Annotated in this window: 19 protein-coding genes; 11 read left to right on the top strand and 8 right to left on the bottom strand. The window is 70.0% G+C overall.

Annotation, left to right across the window (positions count from 1 at the left end; genetic code table 11):
* Window positions 1–344: 344 nt before the first annotated feature.
* Together ACTWPP_RS29380 and ACTWPP_RS29375 are read right to left on the bottom strand one after the other, a co-directional pair.
* Window positions 345–878 carry a hypothetical protein gene (locus ACTWPP_RS29380; RefSeq protein ID WP_443107608.1) on the bottom strand — a complete coding sequence of 178 codons (534 nt, stop codon included), beginning with the start codon at window positions 876–878 and terminating at the stop codon, window positions 345–347.
* 341 nt (window positions 879–1,219) lie between these two features.
* Window positions 1,220–3,751, bottom strand: a complete 2,532-nt coding sequence (locus ACTWPP_RS29375; protein WP_443107607.1) for an AMP-binding protein — start codon at window positions 3,749–3,751, stop codon at window positions 1,220–1,222.
* Window positions 3,752–3,818: 67 nt separating this feature from the next.
* Between ACTWPP_RS29375 and ACTWPP_RS29370 the strand changes: the two genes are divergently transcribed.
* From ACTWPP_RS29370 to ACTWPP_RS29355, 4 genes are all read left to right on the top strand, one after another.
* Complete coding sequence (locus ACTWPP_RS29370; RefSeq protein WP_443107606.1) at window positions 3,819–4,835, top strand: iron ABC transporter substrate-binding protein; 1,017 nt, start codon at window positions 3,819–3,821, stop codon at window positions 4,833–4,835.
* Between the two features lie 4 nt (window positions 4,836–4,839).
* Window positions 4,840–6,348, top strand: a complete 1,509-nt coding sequence (locus ACTWPP_RS29365) for an ABC transporter permease (RefSeq protein ID WP_443107605.1) — start codon at window positions 4,840–4,842, stop codon at window positions 6,346–6,348.
* The gene (locus tag ACTWPP_RS29360; protein ID WP_443107604.1) at window positions 6,345–7,427 is read left to right on the top strand and encodes an ABC transporter ATP-binding protein; all 1,083 of its coding nucleotides are present in this window, start codon (window positions 6,345–6,347) and stop codon (window positions 7,425–7,427) included. The genes ACTWPP_RS29365 and ACTWPP_RS29360 overlap by 4 nt, the downstream gene beginning before the upstream one ends.
* A gap of 320 nt (window positions 7,428–7,747) precedes the next feature.
* Entirely contained in the window at window positions 7,748–8,149 is a 402-nt protein-coding gene (locus ACTWPP_RS29355; RefSeq protein WP_443107603.1) for a hypothetical protein, read from the top strand.
* A 281-nt stretch (window positions 8,150–8,430) separates the two neighbouring features.
* Here the strand turns inward: ACTWPP_RS29355 and ACTWPP_RS29350 are convergent, their stop codons facing one another.
* Both ACTWPP_RS29350 and ACTWPP_RS29345 read right to left on the bottom strand, forming a co-directional pair.
* On the bottom strand, window positions 8,431–9,417 hold the full coding sequence (locus ACTWPP_RS29350; RefSeq protein WP_443107602.1) for an NAD-dependent epimerase/dehydratase family protein: 987 nt from the start codon (window positions 9,415–9,417) through the stop codon (window positions 8,431–8,433).
* Between the two features lie 80 nt (window positions 9,418–9,497).
* The gene (locus tag ACTWPP_RS29345) at window positions 9,498–10,442 is read right to left on the bottom strand and encodes a hypothetical protein (protein WP_443107601.1); all 945 of its coding nucleotides are present in this window, start codon (window positions 10,440–10,442) and stop codon (window positions 9,498–9,500) included.
* A gap of 1,076 nt (window positions 10,443–11,518) precedes the next feature.
* Between ACTWPP_RS29345 and ACTWPP_RS29340 the strand changes: the two genes are divergently transcribed.
* Together ACTWPP_RS29340 and ACTWPP_RS29335 are read left to right on the top strand one after the other, a co-directional pair.
* Window positions 11,519–11,947 (top strand): peptidase inhibitor family I36 protein, encoded by a 429-nt coding sequence (locus tag ACTWPP_RS29340; RefSeq protein WP_443107600.1) that lies wholly within the window; start codon window positions 11,519–11,521, stop codon window positions 11,945–11,947.
* A gap of 83 nt (window positions 11,948–12,030) precedes the next feature.
* Window positions 12,031–12,882 (top strand): hypothetical protein, encoded by an 852-nt coding sequence (locus ACTWPP_RS29335; protein WP_443107599.1) that lies wholly within the window; start codon window positions 12,031–12,033, stop codon window positions 12,880–12,882.
* Between the two features lie 267 nt (window positions 12,883–13,149).
* Here ACTWPP_RS29335 and ACTWPP_RS29330 read toward each other — a convergent pair whose 3' ends face one another.
* Window positions 13,150–13,851, bottom strand: a complete 702-nt coding sequence (locus ACTWPP_RS29330; RefSeq protein ID WP_443107598.1) for a hypothetical protein — start codon at window positions 13,849–13,851, stop codon at window positions 13,150–13,152.
* A 387-nt stretch (window positions 13,852–14,238) separates the two neighbouring features.
* Between ACTWPP_RS29330 and ACTWPP_RS29325 the strand changes: the two genes are divergently transcribed.
* Together ACTWPP_RS29325 and ACTWPP_RS29320 are read left to right on the top strand one after the other, a co-directional pair.
* Entirely contained in the window at window positions 14,239–15,168 is a 930-nt protein-coding gene (locus ACTWPP_RS29325; protein WP_443107597.1) for a sigma-70 family RNA polymerase sigma factor, read from the top strand.
* Between the two features lie 430 nt (window positions 15,169–15,598).
* Entirely contained in the window at window positions 15,599–16,444 is an 846-nt protein-coding gene (locus ACTWPP_RS29320; RefSeq protein WP_443107596.1) for a hypothetical protein, read from the top strand.
* Window positions 16,445–16,488: 44 nt separating this feature from the next.
* Here the strand turns inward: ACTWPP_RS29320 and ACTWPP_RS29315 are convergent, their stop codons facing one another.
* Together ACTWPP_RS29315 and ACTWPP_RS29310 are read right to left on the bottom strand one after the other, a co-directional pair.
* Window positions 16,489–17,505 (bottom strand): hypothetical protein, encoded by a 1,017-nt coding sequence (locus ACTWPP_RS29315; RefSeq protein WP_443107595.1) that lies wholly within the window; start codon window positions 17,503–17,505, stop codon window positions 16,489–16,491.
* A gap of 116 nt (window positions 17,506–17,621) precedes the next feature.
* Complete coding sequence (locus ACTWPP_RS29310) at window positions 17,622–18,239, bottom strand: hypothetical protein (protein ID WP_443107594.1); 618 nt, start codon at window positions 18,237–18,239, stop codon at window positions 17,622–17,624.
* A gap of 497 nt (window positions 18,240–18,736) precedes the next feature.
* On the opposite strand from ACTWPP_RS29310, the gene ACTWPP_RS29305 reads away from it, so the two are divergent.
* On the top strand, window positions 18,737–19,597 hold the full coding sequence (locus tag ACTWPP_RS29305; RefSeq protein ID WP_443107593.1) for a hypothetical protein: 861 nt from the start codon (window positions 18,737–18,739) through the stop codon (window positions 19,595–19,597).
* Here ACTWPP_RS29305 and ACTWPP_RS29300 read toward each other — a convergent pair.
* Complete coding sequence (locus ACTWPP_RS29300) at window positions 19,550–20,308, bottom strand: hypothetical protein (RefSeq protein ID WP_443107592.1); 759 nt, start codon at window positions 20,306–20,308, stop codon at window positions 19,550–19,552. The genes ACTWPP_RS29305 and ACTWPP_RS29300 overlap by 48 nt on opposite strands.
* A 115-nt stretch (window positions 20,309–20,423) precedes the next feature.
* On the opposite strand from ACTWPP_RS29300, the gene ACTWPP_RS29295 reads away from it, so the two are divergent.
* Window positions 20,424–22,442: a protein kinase domain-containing protein gene (locus tag ACTWPP_RS29295; RefSeq protein WP_443107591.1), complete on the top strand. Its 2,019-nt coding sequence runs from the start codon at window positions 20,424–20,426 to the stop codon at window positions 22,440–22,442.
* The gene (locus tag ACTWPP_RS29290; protein ID WP_443107590.1) at window positions 22,439–23,860 is read left to right on the top strand and encodes an outer membrane protein assembly factor BamB family protein; all 1,422 of its coding nucleotides are present in this window, start codon (window positions 22,439–22,441) and stop codon (window positions 23,858–23,860) included. Before ACTWPP_RS29295 ends, ACTWPP_RS29290 begins: the two co-directional genes overlap by 4 nt.
* Window positions 23,861–23,862 lie beyond the last annotated feature (2 nt).

Genomic DNA, 23,862 nt, shown 5'->3' with positions numbered 1-23,862 from the left:
GCGGGAATTCGGGTCCAGTTCGGCACAGAATTCAGATGCCTCGCGCCAAATTCCAGACGCCCCGGCAGGCGGTTTCTACGGCGGAGAGGAGCGGGACGATCGCCCAGGTCGCCGACCAGTTCGGGTGCATTGTGAGGCATTGCGGACCCGGGTCCGGCAGGCCGAGGCCGACGGTCGGAAGCGCCGCCCGGGGACCACGAGCAGCGACGCGCAAAGGATCGCCGAACTGGAGCGCGAGAACCGTGAGTTGCGACGGGCGAACGAGAATCCCGCGCCCGCCGAGTCATCGGACCCCGCTCGTGCAGGTTCCCGAGAACGGAGCCGACCGGGCCCCGCATGGTGGGCTACTCCCCGCCGTCGCCGTCGCCGTCGCCATCCCCGTCGGAGTCGCTGGGCCAGCCCGTACCGCGGTCTGAGGCACCGTCGCCGTCCGGCCAGCCGTCCGACCACTCGTCCGGCCAGCCGTTCTCGAACGTCCATGGCGTGTACTCCGGCACGGCGACATCGCCTTTCCTCACCGCGAACGCCCAGACCACACCCCCGTGAAGCGGTCGCAGCCGCGCCGGGCCCCGTACCGCCGGGGCGTCGAACAGGTCGATCTGGGCCGGGCCCGCGGGCAGCCTCGCGGCGTCCTCGACGCGCGCGAACGCCAGACGGACGAAGTGCGCTCGCCCGTCCACGGGAGCGACGACCGTCCGCACCGGGACGTCGCCCACCGACTGCCCTCGCCACAGCGCCACAGCCGGCACGACGCGCACCACCTCCCCGCGCTTCGCCCGCCGCCAGGCCCGCCGTATCCCGACTAGAACGGGTGTTTCGCGTATGGCCGAATGCAACGCGAAGACGACGATCAGCGCTGCGGCAGGGATGGCGACCAACCCCCAGAGTGGGAAGGCGCCTTCCGCGATATATTCCCGCAGCCAGAGGAACAGGACGAACGCCTCCAACCCGATGATGGCCGCGGCGAGGGCGAGAGCTGAGGCGGGTGCCGGTGCGCGGCGCTTACCCTCACGCCGTGCTACGCGAAAGGCCTTTCGCTCGTCCCGCGCCGCCCGAACGCGTCCGTCAGCCATGGCATCCGAACGCTTCTCGATAGCCGGGGGTTCGCACCGAGTTCTCCTGACCGTGAGTGGTTATGCCTCATATCCATAGACGTGACCGGAGCCCGCGATGTTCGCCCCCGCAATGGCCCGGCGCAGTTCTCCCTGATCGCCAACGATTACGAGGGTGTGGAGTCCGTCGTCGGGGGCTTCAGCGTGTATCGCCGGGGCGCGAGGCCCGCGCGGGCGGGGCTACGGCGGTTGCGCAGGGGCGTCTTGGACGCCGCCCGCGTGATTCGTGCGGCGGCGGACGCGTAGGCCACGCCGCCCGCCAGGGAGGCGAGCAGGGCCAGGAGCCGGGAGTGGCCGTCCAGCAGCGGATAGATCTGCCAGTGGACGAGGTAGATGTACAGCGAGGCACCGGCGAGCAGTCCGGCGAGGCGGTTGATCAGGGCGGTGCTCGGGAGCATGGGGATCCAGATCAGCAGGGTCACGCCACCGACGACGATGATCTCCCGCAGCGTTTCGCCCGAGCCGAAGTAGCCCGGGACGGTGGCGAGCGCGGTCGCGGTCACCAGCGACCGTCGCGCGGCGGTGGCCGCCTTCGCCGCGGCCCACCCGAGGGGGAACATCCAGAGCGCGGTGATCGCGTCCGGGAGGTCGGAAAGGCCGAAGAAGTCGTAGCGGACGACCAGGGCGGCCGGCAGCAGGACGAGGGGGAAGCCGAACGGTGCGCGGCGTTCCGCCCGGTCGAGGGCCGGGACGCTCAGCCACGCCGCCATCGCGAGCAGGATGTAGACGATGATTTCGATGAACCAGTAGTTGCTGTTGTACCCGAAGGCGCTCTTCAGCAGCAGGACGTCCACAAGGTGGTAGTCGGCGGTGAGCAGTGCCGCGAGGACGAGCCAGATGACGCTCGGAACCGCGATCCGGTGGAGGGCGCCGAGCACGTGCCGGCGGCGTTCGCCGCGTCCGGACGAGGTCAGGTGGAACCGGGCGAAGTTGAAGCCCGCCACCGCGAGCAGGATGTGCGCCCCGCCCCGGACGGTGAAGATCGAGATGTGCGATCCGGCGATGAGGACGATCGCGGCGGCGCGCAGCACGATTCCGGTCTCCAGGGTCCGCCACCGGGAACGCCCGGCCGGGCGCCGCAGGTCGCGGATGGGCCGGGTGTGCCAATCGGGGGGCAGCGTCCCGAGCGCATCCTCCAGTTTCAGCGACATCTCGACGTAGGAGAGCGAGTCGCCGGCGAGATCGACGAAGCTGTGGTCCTCGGTGACGCCGGTCTGGTCGAGAATCTGCTCGTACAGGCGGACCAGGTCCGTGGCCGGCACGGGTTCTGGACGCCCCAGCCCCAGCACGGCCCGGTAGTCGGGCTTGCCGGTGGGGAGCACGGGCAGCTCGGACACCGGGTGCACGCCGATCACCTTGGCGGGCAGGCCGCATTCGGCCGCCACGAGCCGTCCGACGTGCCGGGTGTCGGCGCCACCGGTCACGGCCACGATGAGGCCCTCATCGTCGCCCGTGCAGAGAGCGGCCATGCCGTGCCGGGCGAGCATCGCCTCGATGCCCTGCGGGTCGATGCGCAGGCCGTAGAGCTTCAGGAACCGGCTGCGCCGCCCCACCACCTCGTACAGGCCGCCGGGGAGGAGCCGAGCGACGTCACCGGTGCGCAGTTCGTGGACGGTGCGGCCGAGGGCGAGGTCGGCGCGGTTCTCGGCGTAGCCGAGCATGACGTTCGGACCGGAGTACACCAGTTCGCCCGTATCAGCGCCGGGCCAGTCGGGCAGGGGTTCGAGCCGGATGGACCCGCCCGGGACGGGAACGCCGATGGCCTGGGGGTGGGATGCCACGAGATCGGGTGGAAGGTAGGCCATCCGGGCCGTCGCCTCGGTCTGCCCGTACATGACGACCAGGTCCCAGCCGCGTCGCCGCCCGAGGTCCGCGTAGCGCGCGACGTGGTCGGGCGCCAGCCGGCCGCCGGCCTGGGTGATGTAGCGCAGATGCGGGAGCCGCATGTCGGCGAAGCCCACCCGGTCGAGCAGGCCGAAGGTGTAGGGGACGCCCGCCAGCGCCGTCCCGCGAGCGTCGCGGAAGAGAGTCCAGAAGCGGTCGTCGGTCACCGAGAGGTCGGTGAGGATCAGTCCGGCGCCGCGCAGCAGATGGCTGTTGATGACGGACAGGCCGTAGCAGTAGTACATCGGCAGGGTGGTGGCGGCGCGGTCGCCGTCCCGGATGTCCAGGTACTCGGCGATGGACGCCGCGTTGGCCTGCAGGTTCTCGTGCGACAGCCGGACGAGCTTCGGCGCACCGGTCGAACCGGAGGTGCTGAGCAGCAGCGCCAGGTCGGGGTGCAGCGTGTGCGCGGAGGAGGGGCGGCGTTCGAGGAGCGTCCCGTCCGGGAGGGCCACGACGTCCGGGTCGTAGACGTCGATCAGGGACGACAGGGAACGGTCGTGCGGAACCAGCAGGACGGGATGCCCGGCCGCCAGCGCCGCCAGGTAGACGACCAGCGCGTCCACCGTGTTGGCCCCGGCGAGCAGCACCAGCCGGCGCCCGGTGCCGAGCCGCTCGGCGGTGGACGCCGCCAGCGCCGCCAGTTCGCGGTAGGACAGCGTCCCGTCCGCGGTGACGACGGCCGTCCGGTCCGCGTGCTCTCCCAGGTCACGGGCGAACGGGACCGGTTGGGACTTCAGGTGGGGGCGGCTCACACGCGAATCTTAAGTAAGGCTAACCTACCTACCAACACCGCCCCCCGAAGGCATCCCGAGGAAGCCCATGCGATTCCCCCTGCGACGTTTCACCACCGCACTCGCCTTCGCGGCCGTCCTCCTGCCAATGGGAGCGGCCTGCGGCCTAGGATCCGACGCCGGCCTCATCATCTACTCCGGCCGCAACGAGGGCCTCGTCAAGCCGCTGCTGGACAAGCTGGAGGACGCGGTCGGCACCGACGTCGAGGTCCGGTACGGCGCCAGCGCCGAACTGTCCGCGCAGATCCTCGAGGAGGGCGACGGCACCAAGGCCGACCTGTTCCTCTCCCAGGACGCCGGGGCGCTCGGCGCCCTCGCCAAGGAGGGACGCCTCGCCAAGCTGCCCCAGCCGTCCCTCGACAAGGTCGCGGCGCAGTTCCGCTCCAGCGCGGGCGAGTGGGTCGGCGTCTCCGGCCGGGTCCGCGTGCTCGCCTACAACCCGAATCTCATCCCCGAGGCGCCCGACAGCGTCCGCGACCTCGTCAAGCCGGAGTGGAAGGGCAAGATCGCCTACGCGCCGACCAACGCGTCCTTCCAGGCGTTCGTCACCGGCATGCGGGTCCTGGACGGCGACGATGCCACCCGCAAGTGGCTACAGGGCCTGAAGGCCAACGGCGTGAAGGCGTACGACAACAACATCGCCGTGCTGGACGCGGTGAACGCCGGGCAGATCGGCCTGGGGCTGATCAACCACTACTACTGGTACGAGAGGGTCGCGGAGAAAGGTGAGAACAGTGTCACCGCCAAGCTCCACTACCTTCCCGGCGCCGACCCCGGCGCGCTGATCAACGTGGCGGGCGTGGGCGTGCTCAAGGGCGCCGCGCACCCCGCGGCCGCGCAGAAGGCCGTCGACTTCCTGCTCTCCAAGGAGGCGCAGACCTACTTCAGCGACGAGACGAAGGAGTACCCGCTGGCGTCCGGGGTCACCAGCAACGTCCCCGGCCTCCCTCCGCTGGACTCGCTGAAGGCCCCCGAGATCGACCTCGGCAAGCTGGAGTCGCTCCAGGAGACCCTGAAACTGCTCCAGGAAGTCGGCATGGTCTGACCTGATGACCACGGCCCGCGCACCCTGGGTACTCCTTGCCCCGGCCTCCGTGGCCGGGGCATTGGCACTACTGCCGCTCGGCTACCTCGCCGTGCGGGCACTGGAGCGCGGATTCGGCTTCGCCTGGAGCGTCGTCACGGCGGAAGGCACCGCGCTGCTGCTCGGCCGGAGCCTGGCACTGGCCGCGGCGGTGGTGCTCGCGTGCCTGGTCCTGGGTGTGTCGCTGGCGTGGCTGACCGTCCGGACGGCGCTGCCCGGGGCCCACGCCTGGTCGATCGTGGTCACGCTGCCGCTGGCGGTGCCCAGCTACGTGGCGGCGTTCGCGTGGCTGTCGGCGGTGCCGGAGTTCGCCGGGTTCGCCGGGTCGGCGGTGTCACTGACGCTGGTCAGCTACCCGTACGTGTACCTGCCCGTCGCCGCCGCGCTGCGCGGCGGCGACCCGGCGCAGGAGGAGACGTCCCGGTCGCTCGGTGTCGGCGTGGTCCGAACGTTCTTCCGCGTCACCCTCCCCCAGGTGCGTCCCGCGGCGGCCGGCGGCGGGCTGCTGGCCGCGCTGTACGTCCTGTCCGACTTCGGTGCGGTGTCGCTGATGCGGTACGACACGTTCACGCGCGGCATCTACACGTCCTACCAGGCCAGTTTCGACCGCACCCCGGCGGCGGCACTGAGCGTCGTGCTGGTCGTGATGACGGTGGCGCTGGTCGCGCTGGAGAGCCGCACCCGCGGACGCCGCGGGCACGCCAGGACCGGGACGGGGACGGCCCGCCCGCCGGTGCCGCTGCGCCTCGGCCGCTGGACGGCCCCGTCGCTGGGCTGGTGCGCGGCGGTCGCCGCCGCGGCCGTCGTGTTCCCGCTGGCCACGCTCGCCTACTGGCTGGTGACGGGAAACCGCTCCACCTGGGACCCCGCCGGACTCGTGAACACCGCCGGGGTCACCCTCGGCGTGGCCGCCGCCGGGGCCGCGCTCACCACCGTCCTCGCCCTGCCCGTCGGCGTCATCGCCGCCCGCCACAGGGGGCGGCTCCCGGCTCTGCTGGAGCAGGCCGCCTACGCGGGGCACGCCCTGCCCGGCATCACCGTCGCCCTGGCCATGGTGTTCTTCGCCGTCCGGTACGCCAACCCGCTGTACCAGGAGTTGCCGCTGCTGGTCTGCGCTTACGCGGTGCTGTTCCTTCCGCTCGCGGTCGCCGCGACCCGCGGTGCCGTCCTCCAGTCCCCGCCGGTGCTGGAGGACGTCGCCCGCTCCCTCGGCCACGGCCCGCTGCGGGTCCTGCGGACGGTCACCGTTCCGCTGGCCGCGCCCGGCATCGCCGCGGGCGCGGCCCTCACGTTCGTGGTCTGCATGAAGGAACTGCCGGCCACCCTTCTGCTGCGTCCCACCGGGATGGACACCCTCGCCACCCGGCTGTGGACGGAGACCGGTGTCGCCTCCTACGCCGACGCCGCGCCGTACGCGGCCGCGCTGATCCTGCTCGCCGCCGTCCCCTCGTACCTCCTCGGGAGGCGCACATGACCGATCTGCAGATCGAGGGCCTGACCAAGGCGTACGGCCCGGACACCACCGTCCTGGACGGTCTCGACCTCACCGTCCCCAGCGGCTCGCTGGCCGCCGTCCTCGGCCCCTCGGGCTGCGGGAAGACCACCCTGCTCCGCATCATCGCGGGCTTCGTCCGCGCCGACGCCGGGACCGTCGCCGTGGGCGGACGTCTCCTCACCGGGCCCGGGGCGCACGTCCCGCCGGAGCGGCGCCGCATCGGCATCGTGCCCCAGGAAGGCGCGCTGTTCCCGCATCTGAACGTGGCCCGCAACGTCGCCTTCGGCGTGGCCGACCGGGCCGCACGCCGCCGGCGTACCGGGGAGATGCTCGAGCTGGTGGGCCTGGCCGGGTACGGCGACCGGATGCCGCACGAACTGTCCGGCGGGCAGCAGCAGCGGATCGCGCTGGCCCGCGCGCTGGCGCCCGAACCGGCGCTCGTGCTCCTCGACGAACCGTTCAACGCGCTGGACAGCGCGCTGCGCGCCGGTGTGCGGGCCGACGTTCGCGCCGCCCTGCGCGCCACGGGCGCGACCGCCCTCCTCGTGACACATGACCAGCAGGAGGCGTTGTCGACCGCCGACCTGGTGGCCGTCGTCCACAACGGGCGCGTGGCGCAGTGCGGCTCGTCACATGACGTCTACAGCCACCCCGCCGATCCCTGGGTGGCAGGGTTCGTCGGTGACGCCGTTCTCCTTCCGGGGGACGCCGCGAACGGGAGGGCGACGACCCCCCTCGGCCCTGTCGAGCTGCACACCTGCGACGCGACCGTCCAGGGCACCGTGATCCTGCGGCCCGAGCAGCTGCGGCTCACCGACCCCGGCGGCACCGCACCCGCCGGGACGGTGACCGACGTCCGCTACTACGGTCACGACGCCATGATCACTATCGATGTCGACGGCCTGGACACACCGGTCGAGGTCCGCGTCGACGGGCACGTGCACCTGCGCCCACGCGACCGTACGGGCGTCCGCATCACCGGCCAGGCCGCCTTCCATCCGGCGCCGCCCAGCGCGAACGGTGCGGGCGAAGTGCGGACCAAGGCCGTTTCGGATTAGCACTCCCCGCGGAATCGTGACCGTGACCCGCGCACCGCAGCTGCGGAACGAACCCATGTGGCAGGGCACCGAGAGCGGTGGTGCGAGTACGGGTGCGCGCCACGCCTCCCGGCGATTCCACCGGGTCTGTCGTTCATTCCGCTCGGCATGGCGGCCTCCAGCGGATACATCGATGTGATTGACCTCACAGGAGGTTGATGAAGCCCACCGAGTGCGGACGGTCAAGCGACAAGGCCCCTGGAGCCCGCACGGTGAGTCGCTGCCGCATTTCGGCATGGGCAGGCCCCATGAGCCCTCAGCACACAAGGAAAGGAACGTTCTTGCTGCGCAGAATCCTCTCAGCAGCCGGCATCAGTCTGGCCGCCATCCTCATCTCCGCGTCTCCGGCGCACGCCGGAACAGACATCCCTCCCACCTACAGCCCGGACATGGGCGCCGGCGGTAGATTCACTTCCAACGGCGACATCTTCCGGGTCTGCGATCTCAAGCTGGATGGCCTGCGGGCTCGCATGTACATGTGGCGGAGTGACGCGCCGCACTACCTGCCCGGCATAAGCAACGTATACCTTGGACATGTAGACGACACGACCGCCGACGGCAGCTGCGTGGACAAGGGCATCAACATTCCCGAGTCGTACGAGGTCACGTTCAAGATCTGCACGTTCCGCGCTTCGGACCGGAAACCGATCAGCTGCAGGTACAGCCCCCCGGGTGTCGCCTAGTACACCAACCGCACTTGGTGATCCTGGTTTGCTCGGGGCTGGGACGTGGGGTCGGCCACCGCTGTGATCATGTGAATGTAGGCGAACCAAATGATCGGCGGTGGCCACCTTCGACCCTGCTGAGCCGGGTTTCCACCGTTGGGGGCGGCCCGCTCGACCGGCCTGCCCGGGCCGGCCCGCGTCGCGGGATCCAGGTGGAGCGTCGAGGAGTGTCTCCAGGCGACCGAGAACGAGGGCGGTCTCGACCGCTATCAGGTTCGCAGCACCTTGTGTCTGGAGTACTAGACCGAAACCGGGGCCTCGCGCTGGGCGGCAGCGGTCAGGTGGTTGCTGTACCGAGGCGAGCCGAAATCCGTGAACCGCCCCTTGCGCATGGCGTCCCGGATGTCCCGCACCGTGTCGACGACCCGGTGACTTGGCGTGAATCCCAGCTCCCAGCCGATGGGGTCGAAATTCACCCGGTAGTTGAACGAGTCCTGCTGCTCCTTGCGGATGTCCAAGCGGACACCGGCGATCTCCTCGGCGATCAGTTCGCCGATGGTATGAATGCGATAGTTCTCCTCACCGGAACCGCAGTTGTAGATGCTCGGTGCGGCCCGGTCATCTTGAAGGATGAGTTGCACGGCCGCAGCCGCGTCCTCCACGTGCAGGAATGGATGCCGCTGGGTGCCGCCGTGCACAGTGACGCCGCCGTGCGCCACGGCGTTGGCCGTCATGACATTGACGGCGAGATCGAAACGCATCCGGGGTGAAAGACCGTGGACGGCGGCAAAGCGCAGCAGACGGGGCGTGAGCGCGTGACGGGGCAGAGAGAGCAGATGGTGCTCGGATCTCATCTTGGATTCGGCATAGACCGACTGGGGCGCCATCGGCGACCACACGTCCACTTCCGCGTCCGCCGTGACTCCGTAGTCGCTGCAACTGGAAGCGTGGACCAACGTCCGCACACCCGCACGGCGACAAGCCTCAGCCACCCGAATGGTGCCGAGGTAATTGACCTCCCAGGCGGTGTTCGTATCTACCTCGCAGGCGGCATCGCCCACAATCGCCGCCAGGTGCACCACCGCGTCCACACCATCGAGGGCTGTCTCCCAGGAGCCGGCGTCGCGGACGTCGCCGTCGATATAGGAGACGCGGGGCAGATCAAGCTGCGGGCCGCCGACCAGACCATTGTCGACAACCACGACATGTGATCCGGACCGGCTTAGTCTTCGGGTCAGCACCGACCCGATGTACCCGCGCCCACCAGTGATCAGGTACTTTTCCATGGCTCGTTCTTTCCCCTCGGTTCTGCACGTCCCCGCCGCCAAGGAGTGATGGCGAGACGATTCCCTTGTCGCAGACCCGGTTAGCCCTCCGCGCCGATGAAATCGGCGTTCCTGCCGATGAGACTGGCCTTACCTGTCGCGGGCAGGTGCGCGAGGCCCTGGTAGAGGTAATGCAGATTGAAGTGCGTCCGCTGCTTCCTACCCATATAAATGGCAGTGTCCTTGGAGGGTTTGATGTAGTGAGTGGTCGAAGTCATCTCTTTGTCATAGGCTCCGTTGAAGACTGCCAAGACGCCCAACTCGGTCTTGAGCGCGTACACGGTGCTGTGCTCGGGGCGCACGGGTGTGAATACGACCCGCGCCGAAAGGTTCTTGTTCCGATTCCTATGGACCGCGCGGGCCCTCTGGGCCGTCGGCGTCGATACCAGCGTCTGCTTGGACTTTCCTGTGCCGCCCGTGACGACAAGGTCGTTGACCGAGCCGGCGAGGTCGTTCGGAGCCAGGACCCCCACCTTGCGGTCGGGCGAGACGGCGGTGGCATACCCGTCGTCGTCCAGGGTCACCTTCGGGATCTTCCCCTCCGCGGAGACACCTGCAACGTTCTTCCAAGCTCCGTTCTCCGCGCCCCGGTCGAAAACGAGAAATCTGCGGAAGTTCTTTTCGGAAGCCTCACCCTTGACGGTCGCCTCGACAGCGAACCATGTGGTGCCCACCGGAATGTAAAAGTGGCGATCAATGTAGAAGAAGGGCGAGCCATACGACTTCCGTTTCTTGGCGGGCAATGCGGAGAACTGCTCGTACCCGGCCTGGCTGCTCGCGAGCAGCGCACCGCCCTCGACCGTCGAGAGCAACCTGCTGTCCCGGGTCTTGTTCGCCTGATTGTTGACCTTCTCATACCGGTCGACGACTGCCCCGGCCTGCTGGACGGTGATCGCCGGACGCGGACCGGACTCACTCGCCTTCGATTTCGGTGCGAACCTGTCGCCGACGCCGCCACCGCAGCCTGCCGCACCGGTCAGGGCCATGACACAGGCCAAGACCGCGGCGGCGCCCGCCGAATGGGAAAATACGCGACGGGCTCGCGACCCGAATGGCAGAAGGAGATCCCCCAAAGCGGTCCCACTTTCCCAGCGCTCTCGAGTCCTCGAGATGTTCGCTTTATCTGGAGATGAACATAAACGACATATCTGCGGACAGGGCCCCGGATCAAGGTTCAAGATTTCGTGGGTGACATCCTCAGCGAATCAAGCAACGGCCCATTTCGGTCGTGTCGATCCGGTCGATGCCGAAAGCCCTGACGCAAAGAATATGACGTGCGGGCGCCCATGACCGCACCTGGAGAGTTCCAGGGTGTGAGTGCCCAATACCGTGTCACCAGTGCGGCCTGTGCCGGCGCGTGGTCGCCGGTACCAACATTCGCAGATCTGGGGTCCGCGGGGCCCGGCACTGATCGCGGTCTCCTCGATGCGCCGGAAGATCGAGGGGAGACCTTCCCGGCCCATGGCGCCGTGCAGGTTGAGCGGCTCCAGCAGCTCGGCGAAACAGGTGGATTCGCCGCCGCCGACGGAGACCTGGCGGTGGCCGAGCACGATCCGGTGTGCTGAGTCGGGTCGTGCTCGGATGCTGGACGGCGAGCGCGCCTACGAGGACATCGTCCCCGACTATTACGCACGTGGGTTTGAGCCTGGCGACCGGTAATTGCCGTGCAGCGGCGGACCGGCGATCCCGGCCGATTCCGAATACGCCTGGGCGACGACGGCCAGGACGACGACATATCTGCCCCGCTCCCAGACACCGCTCCTGGAACTTTCCAGGGGCAGCTATACGCGCCGCCTGTCATCGTCGTCCCCGACTAGCCGATCACCGTGATGTCTCCGGCGGCGAGTCGGGCCTGCATTCGCAGGATCGGCCACGCGCTGGACGGGTCGACCGGCAATGCGCATCGGCACCGCACGAATGGAGGAGACGCAGGATCGAACAAATGTGAACTCTGCGCTCACGCCTATTTGCGGCCCGCAACAGGCGGTTGCGTGATCGTTGACTCTCCCGCGAATGATGGCGCAGTGGAAAATCATTCCAGCCAACGGAAGGGAATCCCGAGATGAAGACCACACGCATGCTGGGCATGGCCGCGGTCACTACGGCCGCTGCTGCCACCGCGATGACGATATCGGCGGTACCCGCGAATGCGGGGGCCGATGGGAAGTGCGGTAAGGGGTGGGTCTGCCTCTACGAGAACGAGGACTTCAACCAGGACGCCAGCGACCACTGGCGTGACTTCAAGAATGGATATAGCGATCTCAGGGACTTCAACTGGAAAACAGCCGACGGTACCGTCAGCAGCGACGGCATGGACAACGAGACCAGTTCCGTCCGAAACAGGAGGGGCAACTGCATAACGCTCTACCAACACGTCGGATTTGGAGGCGCGAGGACCAAGATCCACTCAGGATCGTCAAATGACGACGGTAAACTGTCGAACAACGATGTCGGCGACAATCGAGCGAGCGCGATCCGGATGACCTGCTAGGCAAACCATTTGCGGTTGGCTGTCTCTCCCGCAGCCGCCGGTGAACAGCCAACCGCAGGGGCCGGAGAATGGATCATGTTCAAATGACGCCCCCTTCCGCGCTGACGGCGATGGTGCTGTCCGTCGCCGCGCTGGTCACCGGCTGCGGCGCGAAAGCGCAGCCGCCGCCTTCGACGTCACCGTCCCGGCCGGCAATCGTCCTGCCCTTCGATTCGTATGCGCTCAGCGCTGACGATGACGCCGTGGTCCAGGCCGCCCAGGTGGTGCTCATGCGGGAATGCATGGCCACGAAGGGGCACGGTTGGACTCGGCCGCCGAGCCCCACGAGACAGCCTGCACTGCTGGCCGGCAACGCCCGCCGCTACGGCCTGGCCGACCCCCGAGCCGCCGAGCGCTTCGGCTATCACGTCCTCGAGGAGCCGTGGCGGGCGCGCGCCCAAGCGGCCGAGACGGCGTGGTCGGAGCAGTTGAGCAAGGCAGAGCACAGCGCATTGTTCGGGGCTGGTGGATGCGTGGAAAAAGCCGACTCCGTCCTGTGGAAAGGTGTCCGCAAGCGGGACGTCTCGTTGCTGTTCGGCCTGGAAAGCAAGGCGGTCGACAATTCCGCCAAAGATCCCGCCGTGGCATCGGCCACCGCGGCGTGGAGCCGCTGCATGAAGCGCAGCAACTTCACCTACCGGACTCCGCAAGCTGCCGTGCAGGATCGGCGATGGAACCTTAACTCGCCGGAGATCTCGCGCGGCGAGCGGACCGTGGCGATCGCCGACGTCCGCTGCAAAGAGGAGACGAACCTCATCGCTACACGAGCCGCTGCGGAGAAGCGCATCCAGACCGAGATGATCCGACAGCACCCCGCGCGGTTCAAGGCGATACAGGAGGCGAACGGCCGCTACGTCCGCAACGCGCAGGCAGTCCTCGGCCGCGAACGGAGCTGACGCCGCACCGGCGCCTCCTTCACCCCTCCCGTCACCGGTGAGCATTTGTCCCACCGACCGCCCCGAGGGTCGACGCACCGCAGGTTGCTCACGGGTCTTCTCACGATACGAGAAAGCATCGGCTCGGGTCCCGCTCCCAGTGGGCGCGGACGCCGGAGGCCACAGCCCGGATGGCCGACCGCGTCCCGTTCCCGCCGGGCAGCCGTGTCACCGGCTGCCCGGACGTGAAGGTCGGTCCAGCCGGGGCTCCGGCTTGCGACTGCGGGATCAACCCGGGCCTAGAGTCCTGTCCTCAGGCACGCGGCTCAGGAGCCGCTCCACCTGCCGGGTGGCGGTGCCGATCACGACGGTCTCGGAGTCGTCCCCCGGCTTCGTGGTGAAGTGGGAGATCTCGATGACGAGCACGGCGTTGCCGCGCAGGAGGAAATCCTGGACCCGGAAGGTCGTCATGGCCGCCTTCCCGACACGCCCGTAGTCCACGCGAGTGATCGTTCGCAGCTGCGTCCACCCGGACACCGTGCCGCCTTCGCGCCGCCATCTGTGCTCGCTCGGAGGGGTGAAGCCGCCCTCGTCGCGCTCGATCCGCGGGACGCTCTGGGTCGGAGGGCACGAGACACCGCGATCGAGCGTCTCGAATGCGCGGCGGGCCGACGCGGCATCCGGGTACTCGGCCGCCCATTCTCGCCGACGCGGATCGGGCGTCGTGCCCCTTATGTCACCGCTGATGGTGTGCGCGGCGGTCTTGGCGGTCCCCGGGAACTTCGACAGCTTGTCGAAGCACAGCGGAAATTTCCAGCCGACGGTCTCGGACTTGAAGCCCTCGCCCATCGCGGCGGCGGGGGTGAAAGCCCCCCGCAGCTCCTGCAGCGTGTAGTGCGGGACGGGCTGCACCGCTGGTTCGGAACCGTCGCCTGCCATGCAGCGGGCCGCGCTCACGACGATCGCGGCGCAGACCACGGCCGATGCCATCTTGGCGGGCAGACCCGTGCCCGCCGTCGCCTTCCTCCCAGTGCCGCTGCTCCCCGTTCCGAAAACTCTTCCCATACACGTGACCCCCTCGTTCACCGGATGCCCACTGCCGATGACCGTTCGGGAGACGGCCCACCACGCAAGTCACGATCCTCCAGGAACCCTGGAACCTTCCAGATGTGGCCTCGACTGCCCGCATGCCATCTTTTCGTCGCCAGGTCGCCGACGAGAGCGGCCGGCATTACAAAAAAGACAGCAACAAGACATTGCTTCGTTCGGTGCAATCAACGGATGCGGGCCCGCCAAAGGCGGAGCGGCTGATTTCTGACGCGATCGCCCCCTCCTTGGAACGCCGAATGAAGTGGTCTTCTTGGGCAAGGGAGACCGATGGACATCATGGAGCAGATCGACGGCGCGCGTCCCGGCGCCGACGACTTCCGCACCCGCAATCGGAGGCTCTTCACGCGTCGCAAGGAGCTTCGGGAAAAGCTCACCGAACTACGCATCGCGTTGGGTTCCGATGGGCCTGCGGCGCGCCGGGAACCTGCACTGGGCAGAGCCGAGCGTGAACTGGACGACGTCACCAACGAAATCATAAATCTGAACCTGGGGCTCGTCCGCAAATATGTCGCCATGTTCACCTCCAGGTCCAGCGCGCATACCGAGGATTTCGAGAGCGCGGGCAAGGTGGGGCTGCTCTGGGCGATCTCGTCCTACGATCCGGATCGCGGGCCTTTCGCCAGCTGGGCCTTCAAACCCATCCAGCGGGAGGTGCTGCGCGCGGTACGGGACGCCGATCATCCCAATCTCAATCCCGGGGACTTCGAGAAGCGGCCCGCCATCCTGGCCGCCGAGCGGGCCTATCTGGAGGCCGCCGGGCCGGACGCGCCGGTGGACCATGCCGATGTCGCGCGCCGCGCCGGGGTCACCGAGGCTCAGGTGCGCCGGGTCCTGACCCCGCCCCGGCTGGAGGCCCTGCACCCGCCCGTCGCGGCTCACGGAGAGGACGACGGCGTGTGGGAAGAGCAACTCGCCGATCCTTCCCCGTCCGCCGAGGAGAAGGTGCTGCTCAGCTTCGACCTGTGCGCCGTGGGCCGTGACCTGCTGAAGCTCGATCCCCGCGAACTGTACGTGCTGACGCGGCGGTTCGGGTTGGACGGCGAGCCCGAACAGTCGCTCCGCGTCATCGGTGAACGGCTCCGGTTGTCGCGCGAGGGAGTGCGGCAGATCGAGCAGAAGTCGCTGGCGAAACTCGCCGAGGCCATCGCGGACACATCCGCGGACGCCCCCGGAGGGCTTCGGGGGCGAGCGGGATGAAGCGCGAGCGGGGACCGGCGGAATTCACGGAAGGACCATGGATATGCCAGCAGAGCGGACTTCCGGAGCGGTGACGAACTTCTGGCCGATCCCCGCTGTAGGCGCGGAGGATCACGAGGGGCCGAGCGACGGAACCGACCAGGACAAGCTCGTGGCGGGACCCGGCCCTGAGCAGACCCCGTCTCCCGCCGGGCGGCCCACACCCGCCGCGCAGCCCGCCGCCGAGCCCGCCGCCGAGCCCTTTCCGCCCCAGACGGGCGCCGCTCCGGCTTCTCAGCGGCAGCCGGCGGAGGCGCATGGTCCTGCTGCAAAGCGAAATCCCGAGCAGCCCCCTGCACCTGCGTCCGCTCATGTCCGGCCGCAGGCGCCCGAGTCACGACCGGCATGGGCGCCAGAGCAGCGCGAGAACAGGCCCTCGGTTCAGGCGCCGATGGTGATCCCCGTCGTACGGGCTCCCCGCCGGACCGAGAACGGCGAGGCCATGGCCGCGGCCGGACCGCGGGCTCCGCTCGCGCCGGACCTCGGGTGGCCGGCCGCGGAGGAGATCGCCGAATCGCTCCGGTCGCGGATCCCCGAGGTCTGGATGGAGGCGCTCACCGCCTACACCGCCGGGGACGAGGCCATGGCGCGCCGGGTCTACGACGTGCTCAGCGGTGTCCACCTGCTCGGCGAGCTGTGGCGTGACGAGCACATCGACGAGGTGCACATCCAGGGCACGGAGGTGACGGTCTGCGGCACGGACGGCGTGTACCCGGTCGCCGGCTTCCCCAGCCTCGCCGCCGCCGAACGGGCGGTCGAGGCGTTCACGGCCTCGCGGGACAGGGCGGAGGCCATCGTGTCCAGGATCGGCGACGCCGTCGTCGTGAGCCGCCGTGCCGGCACGGGCCCGGACGTGACCCGGCTCCTCGTCGGCGGGATCATCACCGAGGAGCAGCTCTCGCAGATCACGCTGGAACTGCAGTACCTGCGCGCGGTGACGGTCACCGGCCCGGCCGCGCGGATCCTGGTGCGTGCGCTGTCCTCGCTCGTTCCGGCGGGCAGCCGGGTCTTCCTGGGCTCGTACGCGACCCTGCCGGCGGGATGCGTCGCCGCCGCCGAACCGCTGGAGGCCGACTATGTGATCGGCGTCCGCCCCGGGGTGGTCGCCGAGGAGATGGCGGAGGAGGGCCAGGTCGGTGCTCTCATCGCCAATCCCGAGACGCGGATCCGGGCGGCGCTGAGGTTCGCCGTCCCCGGGCCGTCGATGGCCCCGGGCAGGGTCAGCCAGATTCCGTGAGCACCAGGACGCCTTCCCGGGAGGGATGAGGTTCTGTACGGCGTTCACCCGGGCGGCACGGGGGCCGGTCGCGCGATCGGAGTCCACAGGATGAAACTCGCGGCCTCGTCCGGTGTCACTCCCAGAGCGTCGGCGGCCAGCCGGACGGGGCCGATCTTCTCGGTGTCGCAGCGGGCGCACCGGGTCCTGTTGTCCTCGTGCACCTTCATCGACGGCCGCCCGTCACCGTCCGCGTGCCTGCGCGGGCGCGGACAACACCGCAGGCCCTGCCCATCCTCGGCGGAGGAACCGAGCCGCGACAGGACCGTCCGGACGTCCACCGCGTCGGCCTGGGCGATCCGCCTGTCGTGCGGCGACACGGGTTCGGGCGGCACGACCTCGTGGCCTCCACGCGCGGTGCGCTGCTCCTGCCGGAGCCGGACCGCCTCCCGCCGGGTTCTCTCCAGGTCGATCCCCTGGTCCGGGGCCTCGTCGTCCACGGGTTCGGTCCCGGTGGACAGGAACGGGAACCGGTCGGTGCCTCGTCTCCGCAGTGCCGCGACGAGGACGAACATGGCGAGCGCGTCCCTGGGCGACTCCGGGGGGACCATGCGCAGTCGTGCCGCGTACCGGATCACCGTGGCGGCATGCCGGCTGAGCGGTCCGCGCCCGGCGGAGCCGAGACGCACGGTGGGCATCCCGTCCGGCGCCGGACCGCCGACCTGGGCCAAGGCCAGGAGATCGGAGGGCGGCCCGGCGTCGGGAAGGGCCGCGCCGGCGGAATCGATCCGGGAGAGTTCCAGGACGGCACCGTCGGCGTAGGCGTCGATGCGCCGCCCGGAGAATCCGCACAGCGCGGCGTACGTCACCACGCAATCGGGGACTCCGGCAGCCATGAAGATCACCCGGGAGCGGAAGTCGGCCACCGCCAGCCCGCTCGCCCGCAGGCCCTCCAGGACGGAAGAGATCACGTCGCCGCCCGGCCGGGCCAGAGTCACCGTCGTGACGCCCTCGGGTGCGGGAGGAGAGCCGGGGGTACGGATGGCGAACAGGTAATCGGTCGGCTTCGGCGTCGGTCTCATCAGGTGGGCCGCCCTCACGCATGTGTTCGCCCGTTCCGGAAACCGGTCCGGCGGTCTCCGGAACGGGCGAAGAGAAGTGGTGGGACGGTGACCGCCGGGCTACTCACAGGCTCGCGTCACCGCGACCAGACGATCGGGCCGTTACTGTAACCGCCCTCCGACTCGTCGTACTCGACGCCGGTCACCGGGCGGTCGGCCGGCGAGGCCTGGAGGCGGCATCCCTCGAACGTCGCCCCGGCCGTCGTGAAGGTCGAGTCCGCGCGTCCGCGTTCGCAGCCGGGCATCTCGCCGATAACGCTGACGCCCGTGTTCCGGTCGCCGCCGGCCAGCGCCCCGAGCCTCGGCGCGGTACTGTTCGACAGGTCGGTGCCGCCCACGTTCTCGATCCGGAAGCGGATGAAGTACGGGGTCAGGCCCTGGGCGCGCGAGCCGAACCGCCGCGCGAACGCGGCCTGATCCCCCTGCTCGATCGCGGTGACGGTGATACCGATGGTGCCCGTCTTCGAGGCGTACTCGAACGGGACGACGGCGCGCTGACCGATCTTGAGCCTGGTTCCGGGTTTGGTCACCTGACCGGCCCCGTTCCCGGCTCCGTTGGACGGCGCCGTCCCGGCGGGTTCCGGCGGGGGCGCCTCTGCCGCGGGGGAGGAGGCCGGGCCGGGATCGTCGTCCCCGAACGGCAGGCACCCGGTGAGCATCCCCGTCGTGGTCATTACCAGTGCGCCCAGCGACATGATCTGCGTGCGATTGATGGAATTCTCCTTTGGGAAGCGCGGCAGATGCTCGCGCGACACGGCGCCTCTACCGGCGTGAAGGCTGTGAACTCGCATCCGGAGCCTTCGGGTCCGCCCGGCTTCGTCGCCGCATCCGTGATCTCGTACGGGTGACCGTTCGGAGCCCGGCGTGCTCGTCAACCGTCGACTCGATCTCAACCTGTTCGGTTGCGGAGACGCCCGGCGTCCGGACGGTCCCTCCCGTCGGGCATCCCGCCGGTCTCACGGACAAGCCGCCGTTCCTTCGAGCCGCGCGGGGGTGCGGTGGCGCCCCCGCTCCGCACCCCCGCGCTTTCACCGTCCCTACCGAGCGAGCCCGACGCAGGGTCAGGTCCCGGCTCCGGTGGCCCGTGGCCGCGGTGACCGGCGGCCAGATCCCGCGGCGGCCCGGGCCGTCGGCCCGGCGGCGGGCTGACGGCGACCGAGCCTGAGAACGGCAACGAAAGGAGGCGCGACCGGTGGGAACGATCCTGGGCGACCTCGGTATCGAGTCCCCGCTCGTCGGCATGGCGGTGACAGCGCACATCACGTCGGTCGGTCCCGACGGGTTCGGCTGCGCCGTCTACGATCTCGCCACTCTGCGTCCCCGGGACGCGCTCCTGCCCCGCACCGATGCCTACGATCTCGCGGACGGGGCCACCGCCCCCGAACTGGCGGTGGGCGACACCGTCATCGTGCTGGTCGTCGGTGTATCCGGTGGGCCGCAGCGGGGCGACGAGCGACTCCTGCTGTCGGCCACGGCCCCCGAGCTGGCCGGGCGCATCCTGTCCGGCTTCGTCAGCGAGATCTGCACCGGCAAGGTCGTCATCAAGGCCATCGCGCGGGTCGCCGGGGCCAAGACGAAGATCGCGGTGGCGCCCACCGTCAAAGGGGTCGATGCCAGGGGGGCCTGCATCGGGCGGGGCGCGGCCCGGCTCAAGGGCGCCGGGCGCCTGCTGAACCGCGGCTTCGGCCATGAGCGACTGGAGATCATCGAGTATTCCAGCGATCCGGAGAGCTTCCTCGCCAATGCCATGAGCCCGGTTCAGGTCACCGAGGTCCTCATCCGGGGCGACAACGCGGTCGTCGCGGTCGAGGAGCACCACATCTCCGGCGGGATCGGCGAGGGCGGTCTCAACGTCCAGCTCGCCGGGCGGCTCACCGGACATTACGTCCACGTCGTCAAGGCGGGTACCGACCTGCGCGGCGCCCTGGAACGCGATGCCTCCGGCAAGACGCATCCGGCACCGGCACCCCAGTGGCCCGGAGGCTCCCCCGGGGCCGGTCGTGAATCAGTCCGGTTGTCTGACCGAGGGGCGGCGGGACGGGAGGAGCGATAGGTGTTCCGCTTGAACCAGGCCGAAGCGCAGGGCGGTGTCCACTGCCGCAGCTCGTTTGCCGTCCTGTCTTTCGTTCTCGAAGGGTTGCCTGACGCGCAGTTTCTGTTCGGCCAGGTAATCGATGTGGAAGTTGACCGCGCGCAGGGTGGGCGGGCCACCGGGCAGAGCGCGCAGACGTTCGACCACCTGGCGTGAGGTGGGGACGGCGGTGGAGGACTCGTCTCGCAGGCGCGGCTCGCAGAGAGCCACCAGGATGAGGAAGTAGATCGCGTCGTGGTCCAGGGAGAAGGCCGCGATGGTCGCGGTGCCGACCGATTCGTTCAGCTCCATGTCGTACGACTCCAGGTACATGTGCTGTGGTGCGTAGACCTGGAAGGAGGCGGTCGGCTCCCGAGGGGAGCACACGACACGGGAGAACTCGAAGGGCACCGGGCAGGAGGCACGAAGCGGCGGTATCCGAAGGTACTCCCCCGCCCCCTCCGGGTTCTCCACCACATAGGTGTGGTCTTCGCTGAAGTTGCTCAACCGCCAGTGGTCTTCCACCGCGAGAATCTCACCCGCCAGGCGGGGCACCGTGGGGTTGTCCAGGCGCAGGTCGATCTGGAGGCTGCGGGCACCGCGTCCGAATCTCAGACTCTCGCCGGGGGCCAGTTCCAGGCGTACCGGGCCCCGACGCGAATCCGGCGGCAGGTACACCAGAACGCCCGACATGCCGTCACCTCATCGAAACTCGTCTGCGGGGAGCGGTGTGTCCGATTAAAACGCTCCATAATGCTATCTGCTCTAATACTTCCAGGCACCACGGCTGATTCGCGAGGGGAGCGGCATGCAGCCATTGCGCGCGGACGACCCTGCGCGGATCGGCGGATACCGGCTGGTCGCGCGCCTGGGGGCGGGGAGCATGGGCCGCGTGTTCCTGGGGCGCGGCCTGTCGGGAGACCTCGTCGCGGTGAAGGTCGTCCACGCGCGCTTCGCCCATCGCCGAGACCGCCGCGAGCGGTTCGCCCGTGAGGTCGCCGCCGCGCGCGGCATCGACTCCGCGTACGTCGCGCCGGTGGTGGACCATGACACGGACGCGGCCGAGCCCTGGCTCGCCACCGTCTACCTGCCCGGCCTCACCCTGCGGCAGGCGGTGGAGGTGCACGGCCCGCTGCCCGCCGCGTCGGTGCGCGCTCTCGGGGCGGCGCTGGCCAAGGCGCTGGAAGCCGTCCACCGGGCCGGTGTCCTGCACAGGGACCTCAAGCCGTCGAATCTCGTGCTGACGCCCGAGGGGCCCCGGGTCGTGGACTTCGGCATGGCCCGGCCCGAAGGGGCCGACACGATCACCATGCCCGGGTCGCTGCTCGGCACCCCGGGATACATCCCGCCCGAGCGGATACGCGACCGGCGGTCGGACCGTGCCGACGACATCTTCGCGCTCGGTGCTCTGCTCGTGTACGCCGCCACGGGGGAAGGCCCGTTCGGCAGCGGCTCCGCGCAGGTGCTGCTGTACCGAACGCAGTTCGAGGAGCCTCGGCTGGACGCGCTGCGCACCGCCCTGGACGGCGACCCGGAACTGGCCGAGATCATCACGAGGTGTCTCGCGCGCACTCCCGAACGGCGTCCCACGGCCGGGGGGCTCGTCGGGTCGTTCGCCGGAGAGCCCGGCGCCGCCGGAACCCAGTGGCTGCCCGGCGAGGTCGCCGCGAGCGTCACCCAAGCCGGCAGGGCCCGGCCCGCCGTCCGCCCCGCGCCGGGCGCACAGCGCGGCAGGCGGGCCGTCCTGTCCCTCGGCGTGGCCACGGCGGTCCTGGCGACCCTGGGGCCGTCGGCGCACAGCACGGCATCGGTCCCGGCCCGGCGACCGGCGGGCGCGAACACCCGGTCACCGCTGTGGACGTACCGCAGCCCTGACGGCGAGAACCGGCACTGGTTCAACCGGCCCACCGTCGCGGGCGACGCGGTCTACCTCAGCTCCACCAGAGGAGTTCACGCGCTGGACTGCTCTGGTGGCACCCTGCTGTGGACGGCCAACCGGGGGTCCCCGGTCTATTCGGGCATCGCGGTGATGGCATCGGAGACCGTCATGTTCAGCGACGGGCTGCTGCAAGCCGTACGGGCCGTCGACGGCTCGCCGGCCGGTAGATGGCGGGAGCCGTCCGCCGGTGTCACCGGTGTCCCGGCCGTGGAGGGCGACCAGGTCCACCTGTGCGACAGCACCGGGTATCTGACCGCCTACGACGGCCGCACGGGCCAGTGCCGCTGGAGAGTGCGGCTGGTACGTCCCGAAACGGACGGCGGAGCCGACCGGTCCCGTGTCGAGGGCGCGCTCGACCCGGTCATCGCCGACGGCATCGCCTACGCCGCGCCCGGCGGCCTGTTCGCGGTCGACACCGCCACGGGGACCGTCAGGTGGCAGTTCGACGCGGCCTTCACCGCCCCGGCCGTGTGGTGCGGCATGGTCTACACCGCGGGCGGCCGGCACGTGCACGCCCTGGATGCGGCCAGCGGCAAACGGCGCTGGAGCCGCGACATCGGAGGCAGGGTCACCGGCGGTGTGACGGTCGCCGACGGGCTGGTGCTGGCCGGCGACGCCTCCGGCCGCCTGCACGCCCTCGACGCCCAGACGGGCCGTCAGCGCTGGCGGTTCGGCACCGACGGCCCCCTGCGCGCCACACCGGTGGCCGCCGCGGGGACGGTCTACGCCGGTTCGGATCACGATCGTCTCTACGCGATCGGAACGGCGGACGGGGCACTGCGCTGGAGCCATCCGCTGGGACGCCAGACCAGAGTGCACGCGCAGGTGTGGCGAGACCGCGTCCTGGTGTGCGCCGACCTGACACTTCTCCACGCGTTCCCGCTATGACGACCGGTGACCGGGCCACCGGAGCCGCCGAGCCGAGCCGGCGCCGGGCGATCGCCGGCCTGACCGGGGCCGCGATCGTCGGCGGGGCGGCCGCATGGCCTTGGGCCGAAAGGGATATCCGGGCGCCGGCCGTTCCCGGCGGGAACGGGCCATTGCAGTGGACGGCCGAGACGGAGCTCGCGGACGTCCGGTTCTTCGGGCCGGTCACCTCGGAACGGCTGCTGCTGGTCGAGCGGCCGTTCATCGCGCGGCGGCGGCAGCGCGGCAGCGCGCTGTCCTGCCTGGATGCCGTGACCGGCCGCCGGCTGTGGTCGGTACCGCTCGCGGCGACGTTCGGGACACTGCGGAAGGTGGCCGTCTCCGATTCGGTCGTGCTGGTGCGGACGCGGGGGGCGTTGCAGGCGCTGGACCTGCGGACGGGACGGCCGCTCTGGCGTCACGGCCGGCTCACTCCCGGCTCGGGGGCGGCGATGGTGACGGCCGATGCCGGTCTGGTCCTCGACAGCGGCAAGGACGAGAACGCGGCCGAGAGAACCGAACCCCATGCCGTGGTGGCGTACGAGCCCGCCGGCGGGCGGCTGCGCTGGACGGCGACCGTCCAACCGCGCGTGGTGACGACGTACGCCCCGATCCACGCGGCGGGTCTCCTGCTGGGAGCCGCCACGACGGGGCGTCTCTCGGAGAAGACGGCCTTCGTCTACGCCCTGGACGCGGCCACGGGCCGGCAGCGCTGGTGGCGTCCGGTCGAGCCGGACTACGAGGTGGTCCCCATGATGACACTGGCCTACGCCCAGGGCACCGTGTTCGTCTCCCTGGACGGCCGCCGCCTGGTCGCGCTGGACGCCGCGACCGGCGACGTTCGCTGGCGCTCCCAGTTCGAGTTGCGCAGTGAACGGTCGGCCGGGTCCGGCGACCGCGCGCCGACCGGCGCGGACGTCCCCGTGGTCGCGGGGGCCACGGCCTACCTGTGCGGGGCGGACGGTGTGCTGCGCGCCTTCGACGTGCGCCATGGCCGGCAGCGCTGGGCCTTCGCCCTGGGTGAGGGTTCCTCGGCCATGCGATCTGTCCCCGACCGCCCCCGTCCGATCGTCGAAGGCGACCTGGTGTACGCGCTGAGCCGCGGCACCGCCGCGACCCGCCACAGGAGCACCATGCACGTTCTCGGCGTCGCCGATGGCCGGCCTCGCTGGCAGGGGCCCGCCCAGAGTTCCCGCGGCGGCCCTCTCATGGCCGGAGGCGCCCTGTACCTGTCGGACGCGACGGCCGTCACCGCTCACGACCCGGCCGACGGGACCGTCCGGCGCCGCCTGGATCTCGCGGCCCTGGGCGTGGGCGGGAGCCGCGAGCTGATCACCGACGGTGCGCGTCTCTACGTGCTCGCCCCCTCCCGGCTCTTCGCCCTTCCCCTGGAGGGCTGACG

The organism is Actinomadura sp. 3N407 (assembly GCF_052245875.1).
Lineage (GTDB): Bacteria > Actinomycetota > Actinomycetes > Streptosporangiales > Streptosporangiaceae > Spirillospora.
This window is presented reverse-complemented; position numbering and strand designations above follow the sequence as displayed.